The organism is Gammaproteobacteria bacterium, from assembly GCA_028819075.1.
GTDB lineage: Bacteria > Gemmatimonadota > Gemmatimonadetes > Longimicrobiales > Gaopeijiaceae > BD2-11.
The window spans coordinates 27,410-43,686 of the sequence record JAPPMM010000017.1 but is presented as its reverse complement, the minus strand read 5'-3'; the positions used below and the strand labels follow the sequence as shown (position 1 = coordinate 43,686).

The window sequence follows — 16,277 nt, the reverse complement described above, 5'->3', positions numbered from 1 at the left end:
GCTTGAAGATGTTCGTCATCGTATGTTATCATGAGAAGCAATTGTGATAACATCCAACGAGGTGTCCCACCCCGTGATCAGAACCCAGATCTCCGTGGATGAGGAGATGTACGCGCGCGCCAAGGAAGCCGCTCGCCGCCAGGGTATCTCGCTGGCGGAACTCTGCCGGAGGAGCCTGGCCGAAACTCTGTCCCGCGAGCCCGTCTGCCATCCCTGGATGGCCTGGGTGGGCGTCTTCGAAGGCCGGCCCGAAGACAGCACTACCGTTGACGACGTGGTCTACGGGCGCGAGTCGCCGTGACGAACCCGAAGGTCTTCCTCGACACGGGGATCCTCATCGCCGCCTTCAACCGGCGCGACCAGCATCACGAGCAGGCGCGCTCCCTCTTCGCGGGTCCCACGCCCCGCTGGCACACGTCGGTGCTGGTGTGGTCCGAGGCGTACTCCTGGTTCCTCCATCGCCACGGAGAAGAGCCCGCCCGCACCTGCCGCCTGTTTCTCGACAACCTCGACGGCCTCGTCGTGCTGGAAGCGACCGCCGACCTCCACCGGGACACGTGCCGCATGCTCGACCGCCTGCGGGGAGCGCGGCTCACCTACGTGGACGCCTCCAGCCTGACGCTCATGGAGCAGCACGGGATCCGGACTGCGTGGGCCACCGACTACCATCTCGCACTGACCGGAGCGGAGGTGCTGCCGCGGGTGTGACCGACCGACGCCCCGACTTGCGGCGCTTGGCTGCCAGCTTCGCCCCCCGAATCGCGATCGGACACATGCGGGCTCCCGCGGCTACACCACCGCCTGCCTCCACCGCCCCCGCCTGAACAGCACCGCGGCCACCACCGCCAGCGTCGAGAACGACACCGTCATCGCGATGAACACGCCGGTCGTCTCGAGTCCGCCTGGAAGCGACAGGCCCCACGCAAGCGGGATCTCCCACAGCCAGAAACAGAAGAAGTTGAGAATCGTGGGCGTCCACACGGCCCCTGCCCCGTTGAACGCAGCCGTGAGCACCATGCCGTAGGCGTAGAAGACGAAGCCGATCGACACGATGCGGAGGCCGGTCACGCCGACGACGGACGCCCCCTCGGTCCCGCCGAACAACCCCACGATCGCCGGCGCGAAGGCGATGAAGAACACGCTGACCGCCCCGAGGAAGGCGAGGTTCATCTTGCAGGAAATCCACGCGGCCCGCTCGGCACGTTCCGGATCTCCGGCCCCGAGCCCCTGCCCGACCATGGTCGCCGCCGCGTTGGAGAGTCCCCAGGCGGGGAGAATCGCGAAGAGGATGATTCGGATCGCGATCACGTAACCCGCCAGCGCCTCGGCCCCGAACAGCGCCGTCACGCGGATGAGGCCGATCCAGCTCGCGGTTGCGATGAAGGTCTGGAGCATCCCCGTCCCCGAGAGCCGCACCAGTTGAGCCATGAGCGCGGGCTGGATGCGCAGATGCGAAGCCAGGATGCGGAGCTTGCCGCCCAGACGGAAGAGCGTGTAGACCTGCACCAGCACCGCCGTTCCCCGGCCGATGGTCGTCGCGACCGCGGCCCCCTGCACCCCCATCTCCGGGAACGGCCCGAGGCCGAAGATGAGCAGGGGATCGAGCACGATGTTGAGTCCGTTCGCGATCCAGAGCACGCGCATCGCGATAGCGGCGTCGCCCGCCCCGCGGAAGGCCGCGTTCTGCAGGAACAGCAGCAGTATGACGACGTTGCCGCCGAGCATGATGCGCGTGTAGGGCGCCCCCGTGGCCACGACGCTCTCGTCGCCGCCCATGATCCGCAGGATGTCCGGCGCGAACGCCACTCCGGCGATGCCGAACACGAGCGCCAGTGCGAGTCCCAGCAGGACGGCCTGCGCGGCCGCGCGCGACGCCCCTTCCCTGTCGCCTCCGCCGATCCGGCGCGACACCACGGCCGTGACCCCGATGCTCAGCCCTATGGCGACCGTGTAGATGAGCGACAGGACCGACTCGGTGAGCGCCACGCCCGCCATGGCTTCGTTCCCCAGCCGGGAAACGAAGTAGATGTCGACGACCGCAAAGAGCGACTCCATCAACATCTCCACCACCATCGGCACGGCCAGAAGGATGACCGCGCGCCGGATGGGGCCGTGGGTGGGATCGCCCCCGGTGCCCCGCACGGCGTGGACGAGGAGGTCCCACCAGGTTTCGGATGCGTGTGCGGGCGGCGGTTTGGGGGTCTCGTGCGGATTCATGGCGGCGGAAAGCTAACGGGATTCGGGCTGGAGAAGTCTTCAGGCCAAGGCTAGACTTGGCCGCCGCTCCAACCGCGAACGAACACTCCACCGGAGAGAAACGCCCATGTCGCAGGCCGCCGATCTCGTCGCACAACTGGAAACGTCCCACGGGTACATCCGGAAGATGATCTCGATCTTCGAGGAGGAGGACGCCGGGTTCGCTCCCCAGCCCGAACTCTACACCGTCGCCGGCCACATCGCGCACGCCGCGGACTCGGTCGAATGGTTCGTGGAGGGCGCCTTCGGGGAGGGTTGGAACATGGACTTCGAAGGCCTGATCGCCGCGGCTCGGGCGGTGGAGACGCTTGATGAGGCCGTCGCGTGGCTCGACCGCGCATTCGAGAAGGCCATCGCGACCTTCGAGGCGGCCTCGGACGAGGAGCTTGCCGCCCCGATCCCCGACGACCGCATCATGCCGGGCGCGTCGCGTTCCGCCATTGTGGTTCCCCTCGTGGATCACACGGCGCACCACCGGGGCGCGCTCACGGTTTACGCGCGGCTCCTGGGCAAGGTGCCGGGGATGATGTACGAGTGAGCCCGGGGAGGGGGACCGCGGCGGTTCCGGCTCCATAACTCAAGGTCAGGCGTCGGTTCCCTGCTCACCCCCCGTCATCCCATTCACCGTCGTCGCCGCCGCCATGTGGGCGATCACGTTGGTCGCGGAGCGGAACACGTCGGGCACGCGGTCGATCCCCAGCAGGATGCCGAGCCCCGCGACCGGCACGCCCACCACGTCGAGCGCGGGCGCCATGGTCACGATGCTGGCGCTGGGCACCGGGGCGACCGTCATCGATGCGAGGAAGATCGCCAGCACGACCGCCGCGATCAGCCCGGCGTCGAGCGGCACCCCGTACATCGCGGCTAGAAAGACCAGTGAGGTGCTCTGGAAGAGCGCGCTCCCCGGACGGTTGATCGAAGCCGCCAGCGGCAGGACCAGCGAGAAGGTGCTCTTCGACAGACCCAGTTTCTCCGCCTCCTGCAGCATCATCGGCAGCGTCCCCACCGACGTCGTCGTGGTGAATCCCACCGTGTAGGTGCCCACGGTCCCGCGCACGAACCGCCCCGGCTTCATCCCGCCGAGGATCCAGACCAGCGGCAGCAGCACGACGCCCTTCAGGATGAAGAAGCCCACGACCACGGCGACGATGAAGACGGCGAGGTTCTGAAGCATCGCCAACCCCGTCTGCGCGACCACCGGCGCCGCGAGACCGAAGACCCCCACGGGCGCCGTCCACAGGATCCAGGTCATCAGCTTGATGAGCGCGTCCCCGAGCGTTTCGGCGAGGGATGTGAGCGCTTCGCGCTTCGCAGCCGGCAGTGTCGTCGCCGCCGCGGCAAGCAGGACGACGAAGATCAGCACCGACAGAAGCGACCCATCGGCGGCCGCCTGGACGGGGTTGCGCGGCACGAGGTTGACCAGAAAGTCCACCACGCCCGGCGTCGCGGTGTCCAGCTCCGTCATGGGCGTCGGTGGCGGCACCGGCGTCGTGAAGGTGAGCGCCAGCCCCATCACCCCCATCCCGATCAGGATCGCGGGAAGCGTCGTAACCCAGAAAAAGCCCACCGCCAGCCCCCCGAGCCGCCCAAGCCTGCGCAGGTTCCCGATCCGCGCAACGCCCACGAATACCACCGCCGCCACCAGCGGGATGACGACCATCTGAATGGCGCGCAGGAACACTGCCCCCAGCGGCTCGACCGCTTCGGCTGCCTGCAGCAGCGCCGGAGATCCGGTCGCTGAGGCGGCGACTCCGAGCCCCAGCCCGAGGATCAGCCCGATGAGGATGGCGCGGGTGTTCATGGCGTCACGCCTGGTGCTCGCGATCCAGCACCCGGTCCCCGATCACGTGCGTCGCGTGCTCCCACTCCTCCTGTGGCGCCGGCCACGCGCGATCCCGCACCCGTCGCAGGTAAGTGATCTGAGCCAGATGGTAGAGGTAGTGTTGCGCCATATGGATGACGTCGGGGCCGAGTTGCGAGGTCGTCTTGCCGTCCAGCGACGTGCGTTCGGCGAACAGGTCGTCATCGCTCTCGCAGGCTTTCACCTCGGCGATGACCTGCTCCTGGATCGTGCGCATGCGCGCCGCGATATCTTCCGCCGGCCCGGGGCGATCCTCCGTGATTACGGGGACGACGCCCAGCCGCTTGAGGAACCAGATGTCGACCCGGTACAGGTGCCGGCAGATCTTGCCGACGCCCCGCACCTTCTCGCTCGGGCTCCAGTCCAGATCCTCGCGCGAGATGCCGTCCAGCACCATGAAGAGGGGTCGGCGCGCGGCCTCGAAGATCTCGATGGTCTCGGCGATCTTGCTCATCTCTAAGGGCCTCTCGTTTCGTGACCTCGCCTCATCGGACGGAACCGACTCCAATCTCGTGGAATGAGGCCGGGAATCACGCTTCGGCGCGGTCGTGAATCCGCGAGCAAACTGCGGTTGTCCGGAGTCCTGCGCCAGCGTACGATCAAGGGCACATCCCACCGTGGACCGGAGCAGGAGGCAGGACACATGGCCGAGCGGTCATCCACCATCGACCCGTCCGCGCATCCCGGCGTCCCACCCGCCGAAGATGCCGCCTGGGAAGGCTTTCTGGCGAACCTCCCCGGGCGCGGCAACGTCTCCCGCCGCCAGTTCATCAAGGGGGTCATCGCGACCGGCGCTTCGGTGTCGGCGTTCGCCTACTTTTCGGGTCCGGCGGCGACGTCCGCGCGGGGCAGCGTTCCGCGCCTGGTCTCCATCAACGTCAATGGACAGACCCGGCGGGTCGACGTGCTGCCGCAGGAGACGCTGGCGATGACGCTCCGCTACAAGCTGGGGCTCACCGGCACCAAGCTGGGCTGCGACCGGGCGGAGTGCGGCGCCTGCACCGTAATGATCGACGGCGTCGCCCACTACTCCTGCTCGACGCTCACGCAACGGGTGCGGGCGCGCGAGGTGGTCACGGTTGAGGGGCTCGAGAGCGCGGACGGCACGCTGCATCCGGTGCAGCAGGCGTTCATCGACGAGCTGGGTCCCCAGTGCGGATTCTGCACCCCGGGACAGGTCATGGCGGCCGCGGCGCTGCTGGAGGCCAACCCCAACCCCACCCGCGAGGAGGCGCGCCGGGCCATGTCCGGCAATCTCTGCCGGTGCGGGGCCTACGACCACTACCTGAACGGGGTCATGGCCGCCGCCGCAAACGGGCAGGCGGTCGCCGAGGAGGTGTCCAATGGCTGAGCTCATCGGCAGGGATTTCGCGCCCCCGGACGTCATCGCCAAAGTCACCGGGAGAGCCCGCTACGCGGAGGATTTCCGCGCCGACGGGATGCTCTTCTGCCGGCTCATCACGAGCCCGATGCCGCACGCGCGGGTGCGCGCCATCGACGCGTCGGAGGCACTCGCGATGGAGGGCGTGGTCGCCATCCTGACCGCGGACGAGGTGCCCGGGATCGAGGCGCCCGGCAACCCCATCCTCACCAACACGCCCCACTTCGTGGGCGAGCCGATTGCCGCGCTGGCGGCCGTCGACGAGACCACCGTCCAGGACGCCATCGCGAAGGTCAGGCTCGACCTGGAACCGCTGCCGTTCGTGGTGGACCCGCTGGAGAGCCTGCGTCCCGGCGGCCCCAACGCGCGCACGGAGGGCAACACCTCGCAGCGGGGAGAGGGAATCCGCGAGGTGAAGTGGACCGAGGAGGACTTCGCCGCCGCCACCGACGGTGAACTGCCCATGGGCGAGGTCACCACGGAGTGGTCGTACGGAGATGTCGAAGCCGGCTTCCGCGATGCCGCGCTGGTGTTCGACGAGACCTTCGTCACCGCCGGCACGTCGCATCACTCGATGGAGCCGCGCACGGCGATGGCCTACTGGCAGAACGGCAGGTGCCACGTCTTCGGCTCGAGCCAGAGCCAGAGCGCGACGCTGAACGGGCTGGCGCGCTACATCGGCATCCCGCCCGAGGACGTGGTGTTCGTGGGCGAATACTGCGGGGGCGGGTTCGGTTCCAAGGGAAGCGCCTACCCGATCATGTCGGTGCCGGCGCACATGTCCCGAAAGACGGGCCGGCCGGTGATGATGCGCATCAGCAGGGCCGAGGAATACGCCATCGGCTCCGCGCGGGCCGGCTTCCAGGGCCGCATCCGCATGGGCTTCCGGCCCGACGGGCGCATCAGCGCGGTCGACCTCTTCATCGTGCAGGAAAACGGGCCCAACAGCGGCTTCGGCGACTTCAACAGCGCCGCCGGAGCCGTCACCATCGTCTACACGCCGCTGGCGATGCGCTTCCGCGGCATTCCGGTGCTCACCAACACGCCCGCGCGGGGCGCGCAGCGCGGTCCGGGCCAGAACCAGATCGCGTGCGCGGTGGAGCCTCTGCTCGACAAGGCAGCGGCCGAACTGGGCATCGATCAGCTTGCCATCCGCAGCATCAACGCGCCCGACTCGAATTCGCTCTACGGCGGAGGCCAGGTGCCGGTCACCAGCGCTCATCTGGGCGAAGCGCTGGCCCAGGGCGCGGAGCGCTTTGGATGGGAGGAGCGGCGCGCCCGCAGCGGCCGGCGCCAGGGATCGCGCGTGACCGGGGTCGGCATCGGCCAGGCTTATCACGGGGCCGGCAACAGCGGTCAGGACGGGCTGCTGCGCATCGCGCCGGACGGCAGGCTGCACATTCACACGGGGGTGGGCAACCTCGGGACGTATTCCTACGCGGCCACCTCGCGCGTCGCTGCGGAGATGCTCGGGTACGACTGGGAAAACGTCGAGCTGGTGCGCGGCGACACTTCCCGCAATCTCGCATCCAGCAGCGCGCAGGTGGGCAGCAACACGACCTTCACCATGACCCGCGCCGGCTGGGCGGCGGGCGCGGACGCGGTGGAGAAGCTGAAAGCGATCGCGGCCATGGAGCTGGGCGGCTCGCCGGACGACTACGACATCGGGGACGAAGTGACCTTCGCGCGCGCCAACCCCTCGCGCCGCATCACCCACGCAAGGGCTGCGGCGCGTGCCATCGAGCTGGGCGGGCGCTTCAGCGGCGAGGAGTTCCCCGACGACCTGAACGACATCACCAAACGTTCCGTGCAGAACCTGGCGGGCAGCGGCCTGATCGGCGTAGCCCGCGACAACCTCCCCCGCCACGACGTCGTGCCCGCGCTCGCCGCCGGCTTCATCGAGATCGAGCTGGACCTCGAGACCGGCATGTACGAGATCATCGATTACCTGGGCGTGGCCGACTGCGGCACCGTGGTGCACCCGATGGGGCTGGCGGCCCAGGTGAGGGGCGGCGCGGTGATGGGGTTCGGGATGGCGTGCCTCGAGCGCCACGTCTACGACACGCGCTACGGGGTGGCGGGCAACATCGGCTTCCATCAGGCCAAGCCGCCGTCATACCTGGACGTGCCCTCGCAGATGGACTGGGACGCCACCGACATCACCGACCCGCAGAACCCGGTGGGCGCGAAGGGGGTGGGCGAACCCCTCATGGGATGCTCGGGGGCGGCTCTGCTGTGCGCCATCTCGGATGCGCTCGGCGGGCACTACTTCAACCGCATCCCGGTCGTCCCGGACATGATCGTGAACGCCGTGGCCCAGCAGCCCCCGTCGCATCGGCCGCTGCAGGTCAACACGCAGTGATCGAGGGCAGGCGCCCGGGCATCGGAGAAGCCCTCGGCCGCGGACCGGGATTGGTATCGACCACGTCCGCCAGAACAGAACCGAGGGAGCGACAATGAAGTTCTTGAAGTCCTGGTGGCCGGTGTTCATCGTCGGGGCCGTCGCTTCCTCCGGCGGCCTGCTCGACCGGTTCTGGGACTGGATCCCACGCGACGTGACGTTGGCCATCGGCGGGATCGGTCTTGTCTGCATCCTGCGGGGAATCGTCACGCCCTTGTTCCCCGGCAGGGACTGAACCGCCGGGCTGCGGACGGCCAACTCACCTGCTCGCGAAGGGCGAATCCCCCGGTGCGCCTGTGCCGCGTCGAAGGCCGGGTGAGGGTGAGCCGATGATGGAGGATTCCGGACGGCTGCGGCGAGAGATCGAGGTGCTCCAGGAGCGGGTCTCAAGACTGAGCACCGCCGTGCTGCGCATCAACGCCAGCCTCGATCTGGACACCGTGCTGCAGGAGGTCGTCGACAGCGCCTGCGCCCTGACCGGTGCCCGCTACGGCGTGATCGCCATCGTCGACGGCGCAGGGCGTATCGAAGACTTCGTTACCTCCGGGTTTACGTCTTCCGAGAAAGACCAGATGGCGGCCTGGGCCGACGGACCTCTGCTCTTCGAGCACTTCCGGAGCCTTGCGGCGCCGCTTCGACTGGCGGACCTGCCCGCCTATGTCCGGGCGCTGGGCTTCTCGTCGGAACTGATGCGGTCGAAGACGCTTCAGTCCGTGCCGTTGCGGCACCGTGACATGCCCGTCGGCAACTTCTTTCTTGCCGGGAAGCAAGGTGGTGAAGAGTTCACGCACGACGACGAGGAAGTCGTGATGCTGTTTGCATCCCAGGCCGCGGCGGCAATCGCCAACGCGCGCGCGCACCGCGACGTGCAGCGGGCGCGGTCCGGCCTGGAGACCTTGATCGAGACTTCGCCGGTGGGTGTGGTGGTCGTCGACGGCCGGACGGGCGAGCCCCTGTCATTCAACCTGGAAGCGCGGCGGATCGTCGAGGCTCTCAGTTCGCCCGGATTACCACCGGTGGAGTTGCTGAATACGATCACCTGCCGTCGCACCGACGGGCGGGAAGTCGCGTTGGCCGAGTTTCCGCTGGCGCAGCAGTTCAGCAGCGCAGAGAGGGTGCGCGCCGAGGAGCTGACCCTCTCGGTCCCGGACGGCCGGAGCGTCACGACGCTTATCAACGCTACGCCGATCCAGACGGAAGACGGCACCGTCGAGTCCGTTGTCGTAACGCTGCAGGATCTGGCGCCGCTGGAGGAGTTGGAGCGGATGCGCGGCGAGCTCCTGGGCATCGTAAGCCATGCGCTGCGATCCCCGCTCATCTCGATCAAGGGTTCGACGGCGACCGTGCTCGGCGCTTCGCCGCCCCCGGACCCGGCCGAGATGCTGGAGTTCTTCCGGGTCGTCGACGAGCAGGCCGACCACATGCGCGGCCTGATCGCCGATCTGCTCGACCATGGGCGCATAGTGACGGGCACGCTGTCGGTCTCTCCCGAGCCCTCGGACGTTGGCTCCCTGTTGGAACAGGCACGGGACACGTTCCTGATCGGCACCCGCCGGCATGCCGTGAGCATCGACGTGCCGGAGGACCTGCCGCGGGTCATGGCGGACCGGCCGCGCATCGTCCAGGTTCTCAACAACCTCCTCGCCAACGCGGCGAGGCGTTCGCCCGACTCGTCTCCCATCCGGATCGGCGCCGCGCGTGAGGGCGTCCACGTGGCGATCTCGGTGACCGACGAGGGCCAGGGCGTACCGTCTGACCGACTGCCGCACCTGTTCCGCAAGTACGCCTCGAACGCGGACACCAACCGGAAGCGCGGGGCGGGATCCGACGATCTCGGCCTGGTGATCTGCAAGGGCCTGGTCGAGGCGCACGGCGGCCGCATCCGGGCCGAAAGCGGGGGTGCGGGACGCGGCACGCGATTCACCTTCACCGTCCCGGTCGCCGAACGGACGGGACCTGCAGCCGACATGGCGATGGACGGTCCGCGCGCCGCCGCGGAAGGGCAGGAGCGGACGCGCATTCTGGTGGTGGATGACGATCCGCAGATGCTGCGTCACGTGCGCGAAGCGCTCACCGAGGCGGACTTCGTCCCGGTGGTGACCGGCGATCCGGAAGAAGTGGCCCGTCTTGTGCGAATACACCGTCCCGGGCTGGTCCTGTTGGATCTGCTGCTGCCCGGGACCGACGGCATCGCACTCATGGAGCGCCTTGCCGAACTGACCGACCTTCCGGTCATTCTCATCTCCGCGTATGGTCGGGACGAAACCATCGTCAGGGCGCTGGACGCGGGCGCGGCCGACTATCTCGTCAAGCCCTTCTCTCGGGCCGAGTTGACCGCGAGGGTGCGCGCCGCCCTGCGCAGGACGACGGGACCCGAGCCGTTCGTGCTCGGAGAGCTGGCCATCCGCTACAACCAGCGGCGGGTAGCTGTGGGTGGCCAGCCGGTAGAGTTGACCCCCACGGAGTACGAGTTACTCCGCGTACTCTCGATCAACGCGGGACGGGTGCTGACCTACGAATCGCTGCTGCGCCAGGCGTGGGGCTCACGGCATCGCGGTTCCACCGACCCGAAGCTCGTGCGCGCGGTAGTGAAGCGCCTCCGCCGCAAGCTGGGCGACGACGCCACCAACCCGACGTACATTCACAACGAGCGCGCGGTCGGCTACCGCATGCCCGGACGTCGAGCCTGAGCTGGCGACGGGGTCCGGGTGCGCGCGCCGGATCACCGGCCTTTTGCGCCGCTGGGCTTGAACCCGCAAGATTAGTCCATATGGACGGGATAGGGATGATGCCGCGTTGGCATCGCAGTCTCTCGCAACGAGACCATCTGAGGCCGGGGGGATCCCCATGATGAAGGACATGATGCCCCACTTCGATCTGGTTCAGCCGACCGACGTCGAGTCGGCGCTGGATCTGCTGCGGGAGCACGGCCGCGACGCCTGGGCGCTGGCAGGCGGCTACGACAGCTTCGACTGGTTCAAGAACCGCGGCAAGCAGCCCTCCGTGGTGGTCGACCTGGAAGGGCTCGACGAACTGAGGGGCGTGCGCGAGAACGGCGAGGGCATCGAGATCGGCGCCATGACCAGCCTCACCGACGTGGAGAACGACCCGGTGGTGCGCGACCGCTACGGCCTGCTCGCGGAGGCGGTGAGCGTGGTGGCCAGCCCGCAGATCCGCAACGCCGGCACGCTGGGCGGCAACCTCTGCCAGGATACGCGCTGCTGGTACTACCGCTACGGCATGCCCTGCTACCGGGCGGGAGGCAACGTCTGCTACGCGGGCGCGCCGGACGCGATGAACCGCGAGCATGCCCTCTTCGGCGCGGACCGCTGCGTGGCGGTGACCCCGTCCGACTCGGCCCCGGCGCTGGTGGCGCTGGACGCGGAGATGGTGGTGCGCAACGCCCGCGGCGAGCGGGTGATCCCGGCCGGTGAGTTCTTCATGCCACCGGGCGTGGACATCACCCGCATGACCGTGCTCGACCCCGGCGACCTGCTCACCGCCGTGCGCATCCCGGCTCGCTGGGCGGGCGCCCGCTTCCATTTCGAGAAGGTGTCGGACCGCAAGACCTGGGACTTCCCGCTGGTGAACGTGGCCGCGGCGTTCCGGGTGGCCGACGGGCGCATCGACGACTCACGCATCGTGCTCGGCGCGGTCGAGTGCATCCCCCGCCGCCTGACCGACGTCGAGGACCTGGTTCGCGGTCGGGTGCCGAACGAGACCACGGCCGACGAGGCGGGCGAACTGGCCACGGAGGGCGCCAGGCCCCTGGACTACAACCACTTCAAGATTCCGCTCGTGAAGAACCTGGTGGCGCGGGCGGTACGGAGCGCCTGAAGCCCAACGCAGACGCGCAGTCGAAAGCCCCGTCCCGCGTTCGCAACGGGACGGGGCTTCGTTTGTGGAATCCGGTGGGTCAGGCAGTCAGCACGGGGCCGGCTCCTGACTTCGAGGCGCTACGGCCGGAACCGAATCCACTTGGTGATGCGCCGCTGGCTCACCTCCGCGCCGTAGACGTTCCCTTCGTCGTCAACGGCAACGCCCTCGGGACCGCTGAACCCCATCGGGTTGGAGATGTCGTCCGGCAGGAAGAAGTGGACCCATCCCTGGTTCGCGTCGCCGATACGGATTCCCTTCTCCCAGCCGGCGTTGCGCTGGCCGGTGAACTGGTTGGGCGCCGGGCTCGACTCGGAGTCGGCCACATAGATGTTGTCGTCGGCGTCGATGTAGATCCCGCTGGGCCGGCCGAATTGCGTCCAGATGGCGAGGAATTCGCCTTCCTGGTCGAAGAGCTGGATGCGGTTGTTGTAGCGGTCGCCCACGAAGATGCGGCCCTGCGAGTCCATCGCCAGGGCGTGCGGATCCCGGAACTGCTTCGGCCCGTACCCGAGTTCGCCCCAGGTCTCCATGTAGGTGCCGTCGGCCGCGAAGCGGACGATCCGGCCCCGGGTGCGGTCGTGCGAGTCCGCGACGTAGATCTGACCGTTGGGTGCCACCACCACGTCCGACGGCTGGGTGAAGTGGGTGGGAGGGTCGCCGGCCTCCCCCGGCGTGCCCAGGGTCATCAGCAGCTCGCCCTCCGGGGAGAACTTGAGCACCGAGTGCCCCGTGGTGGTCGCGCCCGGCCGCCACGCATCGGTCACCCAGACGTTGCCGTCATGATCGACGTCAATGCCGTGCGGCCACGCGATCATTCCGCCGCCGAAGCTCCGCAGCAGGTTCCCCTCCTTGTCGAAGAGCAGGATGGGATCCACATCCGAGCCGACGCAGGTGTTCGCGCCGCAGCGCTCCGCGACCCAGATGTTTCCGTCCAGCGCGATCTCCACCGCGCTGGTGGAGCCCCATTCCCTGCCGTCGGGGAGCTCGCCCCAGCCGTAGACCGGCCGGAAGGGGTTGGTCGTCACCGACTGGGCCTGAAGTGACGAAACCGCGACGGCGAGAGCCGCGACGGTGAAGATTCCAGAAGCGATCGTGGCGCGCGTTCGTCCAGTCATCGGTGGGGCCTCCGGGTAAGTGCGGTGGGGTGATGTGTGCGTTGGGCGATGCTTGCCATCGGCGGCAGGCGGACAACTCGGCCGCCGCGCTGCCTTCCGCACAGGCACGGTACGCACGGGAGTGTCGGGCGACAAGTAGACCTGGTCGAGCGCCGGCATCACGACAGACCGGCCACCGCGTTCCGCTAGCTCCGGCTCCGCCACGCCGCGGCCAGCCCTCGGTCGAACGTCATGAGTTCACGCGGCTCTCGCCGGATGCAGCAGGCCAGGTGCACCAGGTCGCGGGCCTCCAAGCCGCGGTGGCGAGCGGACAGGTTGCGCGCAAGCTCGACGTCGGCCTTCTCGACGGGCCAGACTTCGTCCACCGTGGAACCGACCAGGTCAAAGGCCGCGTCGAGCAGCGGCCGCCTGTCCCGGCGCAGGTAGCGATGGAGGAGTTCCTGGAGCACTTCCGCCGAAGTGACGAGGGGCCTGTCCCGTTCTAGTGACCGGATGAAGAACTCCGTGGCTTCCTTCCGCAGGGGATGGTCGGCGCCCACGAAGTACATGAAGACGTTGGCGTCGACGAAGATCATGTGATGTCGTAGTCCGGATAACGCGTCTCGACGATGATCTTCTTGATCTCCGGCCAGTCCAACTCCCGCGCGCCGGGCGGGTGACGCGCGTCGCACCTGGCCGCGAACTCCCGCAGCTCCTCAACCGTGAACTTGCGCGGGCGTGCGGTCGCCAGCTTCTCCTCGGCAGCCTCGCGCAGCCACTCCCCGAGGGACTTGCCCTCCCGTCGGGCCTGCGTCTGGTAGGCCATCTTGGCGGTCTCTTTCACGACGAAGTGGATGCGGGACATGCTGCTCGCCTCCATGGGTAATGCACCGTTGACCGACACATGGGCAAGTTAGTGGTGCAATTCGCCCTTCGTCAACCTCCGCCCGCCTCCAGCTTCCCGTCCACGAACACCCACCCCGGCAGCACACGGTAGTCGAAGGGATGGCCTTCCAGGATGACGAAGTCCGCGTCCTTGCCCACCTCGATGCTGCCGATGCGGTCGTCCATGTCGAGCAGCTCGGCCGCATTGAGCGTCGCCATGCGCAAGGCGTCCACTTCGGGCACGCCGTTGCGGAAGGCCCACGCCGAGTTGAGGATGGGCTCGCCTCCGAGTCGTCCGATGGGTGACGCGCGACGCGATGCCCCCGGACCGTAGAACGCCACCTTCACCCCCGCCCGGTTCAGGATCGCCGGTCCTTCCATGCTCCACCCCTCTCCGCCCCCGCGGATGTCGGAAGCGTAGCTCCCGGAGTTGCCCAGAATGACGCCCACGTCGGCCGCGGCCAGCCGGTCCGCGAGGCGGTGCGCCTCCACGCCGCCGGTGACGACCAGCCGCAGGCCGTAGTCCTCCGCAATGCTCATGGCCTCCTCGATCTCGACCACCCGGTCCGCGTGGATCATGGCGGGCACCTCCCCGGCGAGCAGCGGCAGCAGCGCTTCCATGCGCGCGTCGTACTCCCGTGTCTCACCGGCCTCCGCGTAGGCGTTCGCCGCGTCGAGGGTCTCACGGATCATCGCCGACGCACTCGCGAGCGTGAGCGGCGCCCCGGAGTCGTCCGGCCATTCCCGCAGCGCCGAGGCGGTGAGCGCGAACACCATGCTGGCGGGCTCGCGGCGCACCATCTCCTCGAAGTCGATGCCCGGCGTCTTGACCACCACCCCGTTGCCACCGGCCAGATTGCGCGTCCCCGGCGTGACGTGGATGGCGGTCACCCCGATGGTCGTGTTCACGCGGTACGACGGGAACCAGGGGTCGACGGCGTACAGGGCGTTCATCTCCGGCACCACCGGCGCGGTGATCTCGTCGTTCTGCACCTGCCACTTGAGGTCGCCGATCCAGTCGTTGGCGAAGGCGCGCGCGATCACGGTGCCCGGCATCACCACCCGCCCCCCCACATCCATGACCGGCATTCCCTCCGGCGGGACCGCTCCCTCCTCCACCCGGATGAACCGGCCGCCCTCGACCACCAGGGTGGCGTTCTCGATCGTGCCGCCGCTCACGGTGAACACATGCGCCCCGGTGATGGCGAAGGCCTCGTCGTCGGCGGTGACCGCGCCGTTCACCGGGCTGAAGGGCCCCACGCTGCGCGGCCGCTCGGGCTGCAGCACCCGGCCGCGCTCGTACTCGAGTTCCCCATCCACGAACACGCGCTCCACCCGGTCCGCCGTCTGGTCCAGGAAGTGCCCGTCGAGCAGCACCAGGTCCGCATCTTTCCCCGCCTCGATGCTCCCCACGCGGTCGTCGAGCATCATCGCCCGCGCCCCGTTGATGGTCATCACCTCGAGCGCCTGCTGGTCGGTCAGGCCGTGGCGCGCCAGGAACGCCCCGTACTCGCGGAAGTCCTTGAAGTGCTGGTTGGACATGTCCGTCTGGATGCTCGCGTACACGCCCGCGTCCAACAGGTCCTTCAGCAGGTTGAGGGGCTCGGGGTCGTTGTAGTACTGGACGATCATCATCGGCCCGATCACCGGCACGACCTTCGTCCCGGCCAGCAGCTCGGTGAGCGGAAAGATCTCCTCCGCGTGCGCCAGCGCCAGCCGGTCGAAGAAGCCGTACTTGCGCGCCAGGCGGAACACCATCATCACCTCGCTGGGGTAGTGCGAGTGCGCGTGCACCATCACCTCGCCCCGGAGCACGGCCGCGAAGGCCTCCAGGCGCTCGTCCCGCTCGGGAGCCGGCCCCTCGCCCGCCGCGTGCGCGTCCTGCTCCGCCACGTACGCCTGCGCGCGCCGGAAGTAGTCGTCAGCGGTGGCGTACCAGCCCATCACCGTCTGCGGCGTCTCCCCCGGGCGCAGGTTGATGAGCGGGCGCACCGCCATCTTCAGGTCCACGTAGGGCTTGAAGATCATCTCCGGCCCCGGCGTGCTCTTTATCTTCAGCGCCACCGACTGGCCACTGGAGATGATGCCGCTCCCGGAACGCGTGATCAGCGAGGTCACCCCCCCGGAGAGGGCCACCTGGATCATGGGGTCCTCCAGGTTCAGGTGCTCCACGGCCTTCCACTCGGCGGTCACCGGGCCCGGAATACGCGCCCGGTTGGAGCGGTCGAGGGCCATGTGGGCGTGTGCGTCGATCAGCCCCGGGATCACGACCTCGGCTTCGTACACGCGCGCGTCGGCGGGAGCGTCCACGGAGGCGCCCACCGCCTCGATGACGCCGTCGCGTATCAGGATCTCGCCGTCCTGAATCGTGCCGTTGGTAGCGGTGTGGATCGTGCCGGCGCGGATGAGAACCGGTTCGGACTGGGCCAGGACTCCGCCCGGCGAGACGGTCACCGCGCCGGCCGCCGCACCCGCCGCCAGCACCACCATCAACGAGTTGCGTCTGCCGTTCCACTTCAT

15 protein-coding genes are annotated in these 16,277 nt (G+C 68.5%); 8 read left to right on the top strand and 7 right to left on the bottom strand.

The window, feature by feature from the left end:
- Positions 1–73: 73 nt before the first annotated feature.
- Positions 74–301, top strand: a complete 228-nt coding sequence (locus OXU32_03060; protein ID MDE0072948.1) for a ribbon-helix-helix domain-containing protein — start codon at positions 74–76, stop codon at positions 299–301.
- Complete coding sequence (locus tag OXU32_03055; protein MDE0072947.1) at positions 298–708, top strand: PIN domain-containing protein; 411 nt, start codon at positions 298–300, stop codon at positions 706–708. Before OXU32_03060 ends, OXU32_03055 begins: the two co-directional genes overlap by 4 nt.
- Positions 709–789: 81 nt before the next feature.
- Here the strand turns inward: OXU32_03055 and OXU32_03050 are convergent, their stop codons facing one another.
- Entirely contained in the window at positions 790–2,217 is a 1,428-nt protein-coding gene (locus tag OXU32_03050) for an MATE family efflux transporter (GenBank protein ID MDE0072946.1), read from the bottom strand.
- Positions 2,218–2,323: 106 nt separating this feature from the next.
- On the opposite strand from OXU32_03050, the gene OXU32_03045 reads away from it, so the two are divergent.
- Entirely contained in the window at positions 2,324–2,794 is a 471-nt protein-coding gene (locus tag OXU32_03045; protein ID MDE0072945.1) for a DinB family protein, read from the top strand.
- 45 nt (positions 2,795–2,839) lie between these two features.
- Here the strand turns inward: OXU32_03045 and OXU32_03040 are convergent, their stop codons facing one another.
- The gene (locus OXU32_03040) at positions 2,840–4,057 is read right to left on the bottom strand and encodes a dicarboxylate/amino acid:cation symporter (GenBank protein ID MDE0072944.1); all 1,218 of its coding nucleotides are present in this window, start codon (positions 4,055–4,057) and stop codon (positions 2,840–2,842) included.
- Between the two features lie 4 nt (positions 4,058–4,061).
- Positions 4,062–4,571, bottom strand: a complete 510-nt coding sequence (locus OXU32_03035) for a DinB family protein (protein MDE0072943.1) — start codon at positions 4,569–4,571, stop codon at positions 4,062–4,064.
- Between the two features lie 270 nt (positions 4,572–4,841).
- Between OXU32_03035 and OXU32_03030 the strand changes: the two genes are divergently transcribed.
- The 5 genes from OXU32_03030 to OXU32_03010 all read left to right on the top strand — a co-directional run bounded on the left by OXU32_03030 (position 4,842) and on the right by OXU32_03010 (position 11,736).
- Entirely contained in the window at positions 4,842–5,468 is a 627-nt protein-coding gene (locus OXU32_03030; protein MDE0072942.1) for a (2Fe-2S)-binding protein, read from the top strand.
- The gene (locus tag OXU32_03025; protein MDE0072941.1) at positions 5,461–7,860 is read left to right on the top strand and encodes a xanthine dehydrogenase family protein molybdopterin-binding subunit; all 2,400 of its coding nucleotides are present in this window, start codon (positions 5,461–5,463) and stop codon (positions 7,858–7,860) included. Before OXU32_03030 ends, OXU32_03025 begins: the two co-directional genes overlap by 8 nt.
- 94 nt (positions 7,861–7,954) lie before the next feature.
- The gene (locus tag OXU32_03020; protein MDE0072940.1) at positions 7,955–8,134 is read left to right on the top strand and encodes a hypothetical protein; all 180 of its coding nucleotides are present in this window, start codon (positions 7,955–7,957) and stop codon (positions 8,132–8,134) included.
- 94 nt (positions 8,135–8,228) lie between these two features.
- Positions 8,229–10,589 (top strand): response regulator, encoded by a 2,361-nt coding sequence (locus OXU32_03015; protein ID MDE0072939.1) that lies wholly within the window; start codon positions 8,229–8,231, stop codon positions 10,587–10,589.
- Positions 10,590–10,746: 157 nt separating this feature from the next.
- Positions 10,747–11,736 carry a xanthine dehydrogenase family protein subunit M gene (locus OXU32_03010; GenBank protein MDE0072938.1) on the top strand — a complete coding sequence of 330 codons (990 nt, stop codon included), beginning with the start codon at positions 10,747–10,749 and terminating at the stop codon, positions 11,734–11,736.
- Positions 11,737–11,855: 119 nt separating this feature from the next.
- Here the strand turns inward: OXU32_03010 and OXU32_03005 are convergent, their stop codons facing one another.
- The 4 genes from OXU32_03005 to OXU32_02990 all read right to left on the bottom strand — a co-directional run bounded on the left by OXU32_03005 (position 11,856) and on the right by OXU32_02990 (position 16,277).
- The gene (locus OXU32_03005; GenBank protein ID MDE0072937.1) at positions 11,856–12,893 is read right to left on the bottom strand and encodes a peptidyl-alpha-hydroxyglycine alpha-amidating lyase family protein; all 1,038 of its coding nucleotides are present in this window, start codon (positions 12,891–12,893) and stop codon (positions 11,856–11,858) included.
- Between the two features lie 185 nt (positions 12,894–13,078).
- Positions 13,079–13,468: a type II toxin-antitoxin system VapC family toxin gene (locus OXU32_03000; GenBank protein ID MDE0072936.1), complete on the bottom strand. Its 390-nt coding sequence runs from the start codon at positions 13,466–13,468 to the stop codon at positions 13,079–13,081.
- Entirely contained in the window at positions 13,465–13,737 is a 273-nt protein-coding gene (locus OXU32_02995; GenBank protein ID MDE0072935.1) for a hypothetical protein, read from the bottom strand. The genes OXU32_03000 and OXU32_02995 overlap by 4 nt, the downstream gene beginning before the upstream one ends.
- A gap of 71 nt (positions 13,738–13,808) precedes the next feature.
- Positions 13,809–16,277 (bottom strand): amidohydrolase family protein, encoded by a 2,469-nt coding sequence (locus OXU32_02990; protein MDE0072934.1) that lies wholly within the window; start codon positions 16,275–16,277, stop codon positions 13,809–13,811.

Coding starts and splice junctions, on each gene's coding strand:
- OXU32_03010 (MDE0072938.1), top strand. CDS start 10,747: ATGATGAAGGACATGATGCCCCACTTCGATCTGGTTCAGCCGACCGAC.
- OXU32_03000 (MDE0072936.1), bottom strand. CDS start 13,468: ATGATCTTCGTCGACGCCAACGTCTTCATGTACTTCGTGGGCGCCGAC.
- OXU32_03045 (MDE0072945.1), top strand. CDS start 2,324: ATGTCGCAGGCCGCCGATCTCGTCGCACAACTGGAAACGTCCCACGGG.
- OXU32_02990 (MDE0072934.1), bottom strand. CDS start 16,277: ATGAAGTGGAACGGCAGACGCAACTCGTTGATGGTGGTGCTGGCGGCG.
- OXU32_03035 (MDE0072943.1), bottom strand. CDS start 4,571: ATGAGCAAGATCGCCGAGACCATCGAGATCTTCGAGGCCGCGCGCCGA.
- OXU32_03005 (MDE0072937.1), bottom strand. CDS start 12,893: ATGACTGGACGAACGCGCGCCACGATCGCTTCTGGAATCTTCACCGTC.
- OXU32_03050 (MDE0072946.1), bottom strand. CDS start 2,217: ATGAATCCGCACGAGACCCCCAAACCGCCGCCCGCACACGCATCCGAA.
- OXU32_02995 (MDE0072935.1), bottom strand. CDS start 13,737: ATGTCCCGCATCCACTTCGTCGTGAAAGAGACCGCCAAGATGGCCTAC.
- OXU32_03025 (MDE0072941.1), top strand. CDS start 5,461: ATGGCTGAGCTCATCGGCAGGGATTTCGCGCCCCCGGACGTCATCGCC.
- OXU32_03040 (MDE0072944.1), bottom strand. CDS start 4,057: ATGAACACCCGCGCCATCCTCATCGGGCTGATCCTCGGGCTGGGGCTC.
- OXU32_03015 (MDE0072939.1), top strand. CDS start 8,229: ATGATGGAGGATTCCGGACGGCTGCGGCGAGAGATCGAGGTGCTCCAG.
- OXU32_03020 (MDE0072940.1), top strand. CDS start 7,955: ATGAAGTTCTTGAAGTCCTGGTGGCCGGTGTTCATCGTCGGGGCCGTC.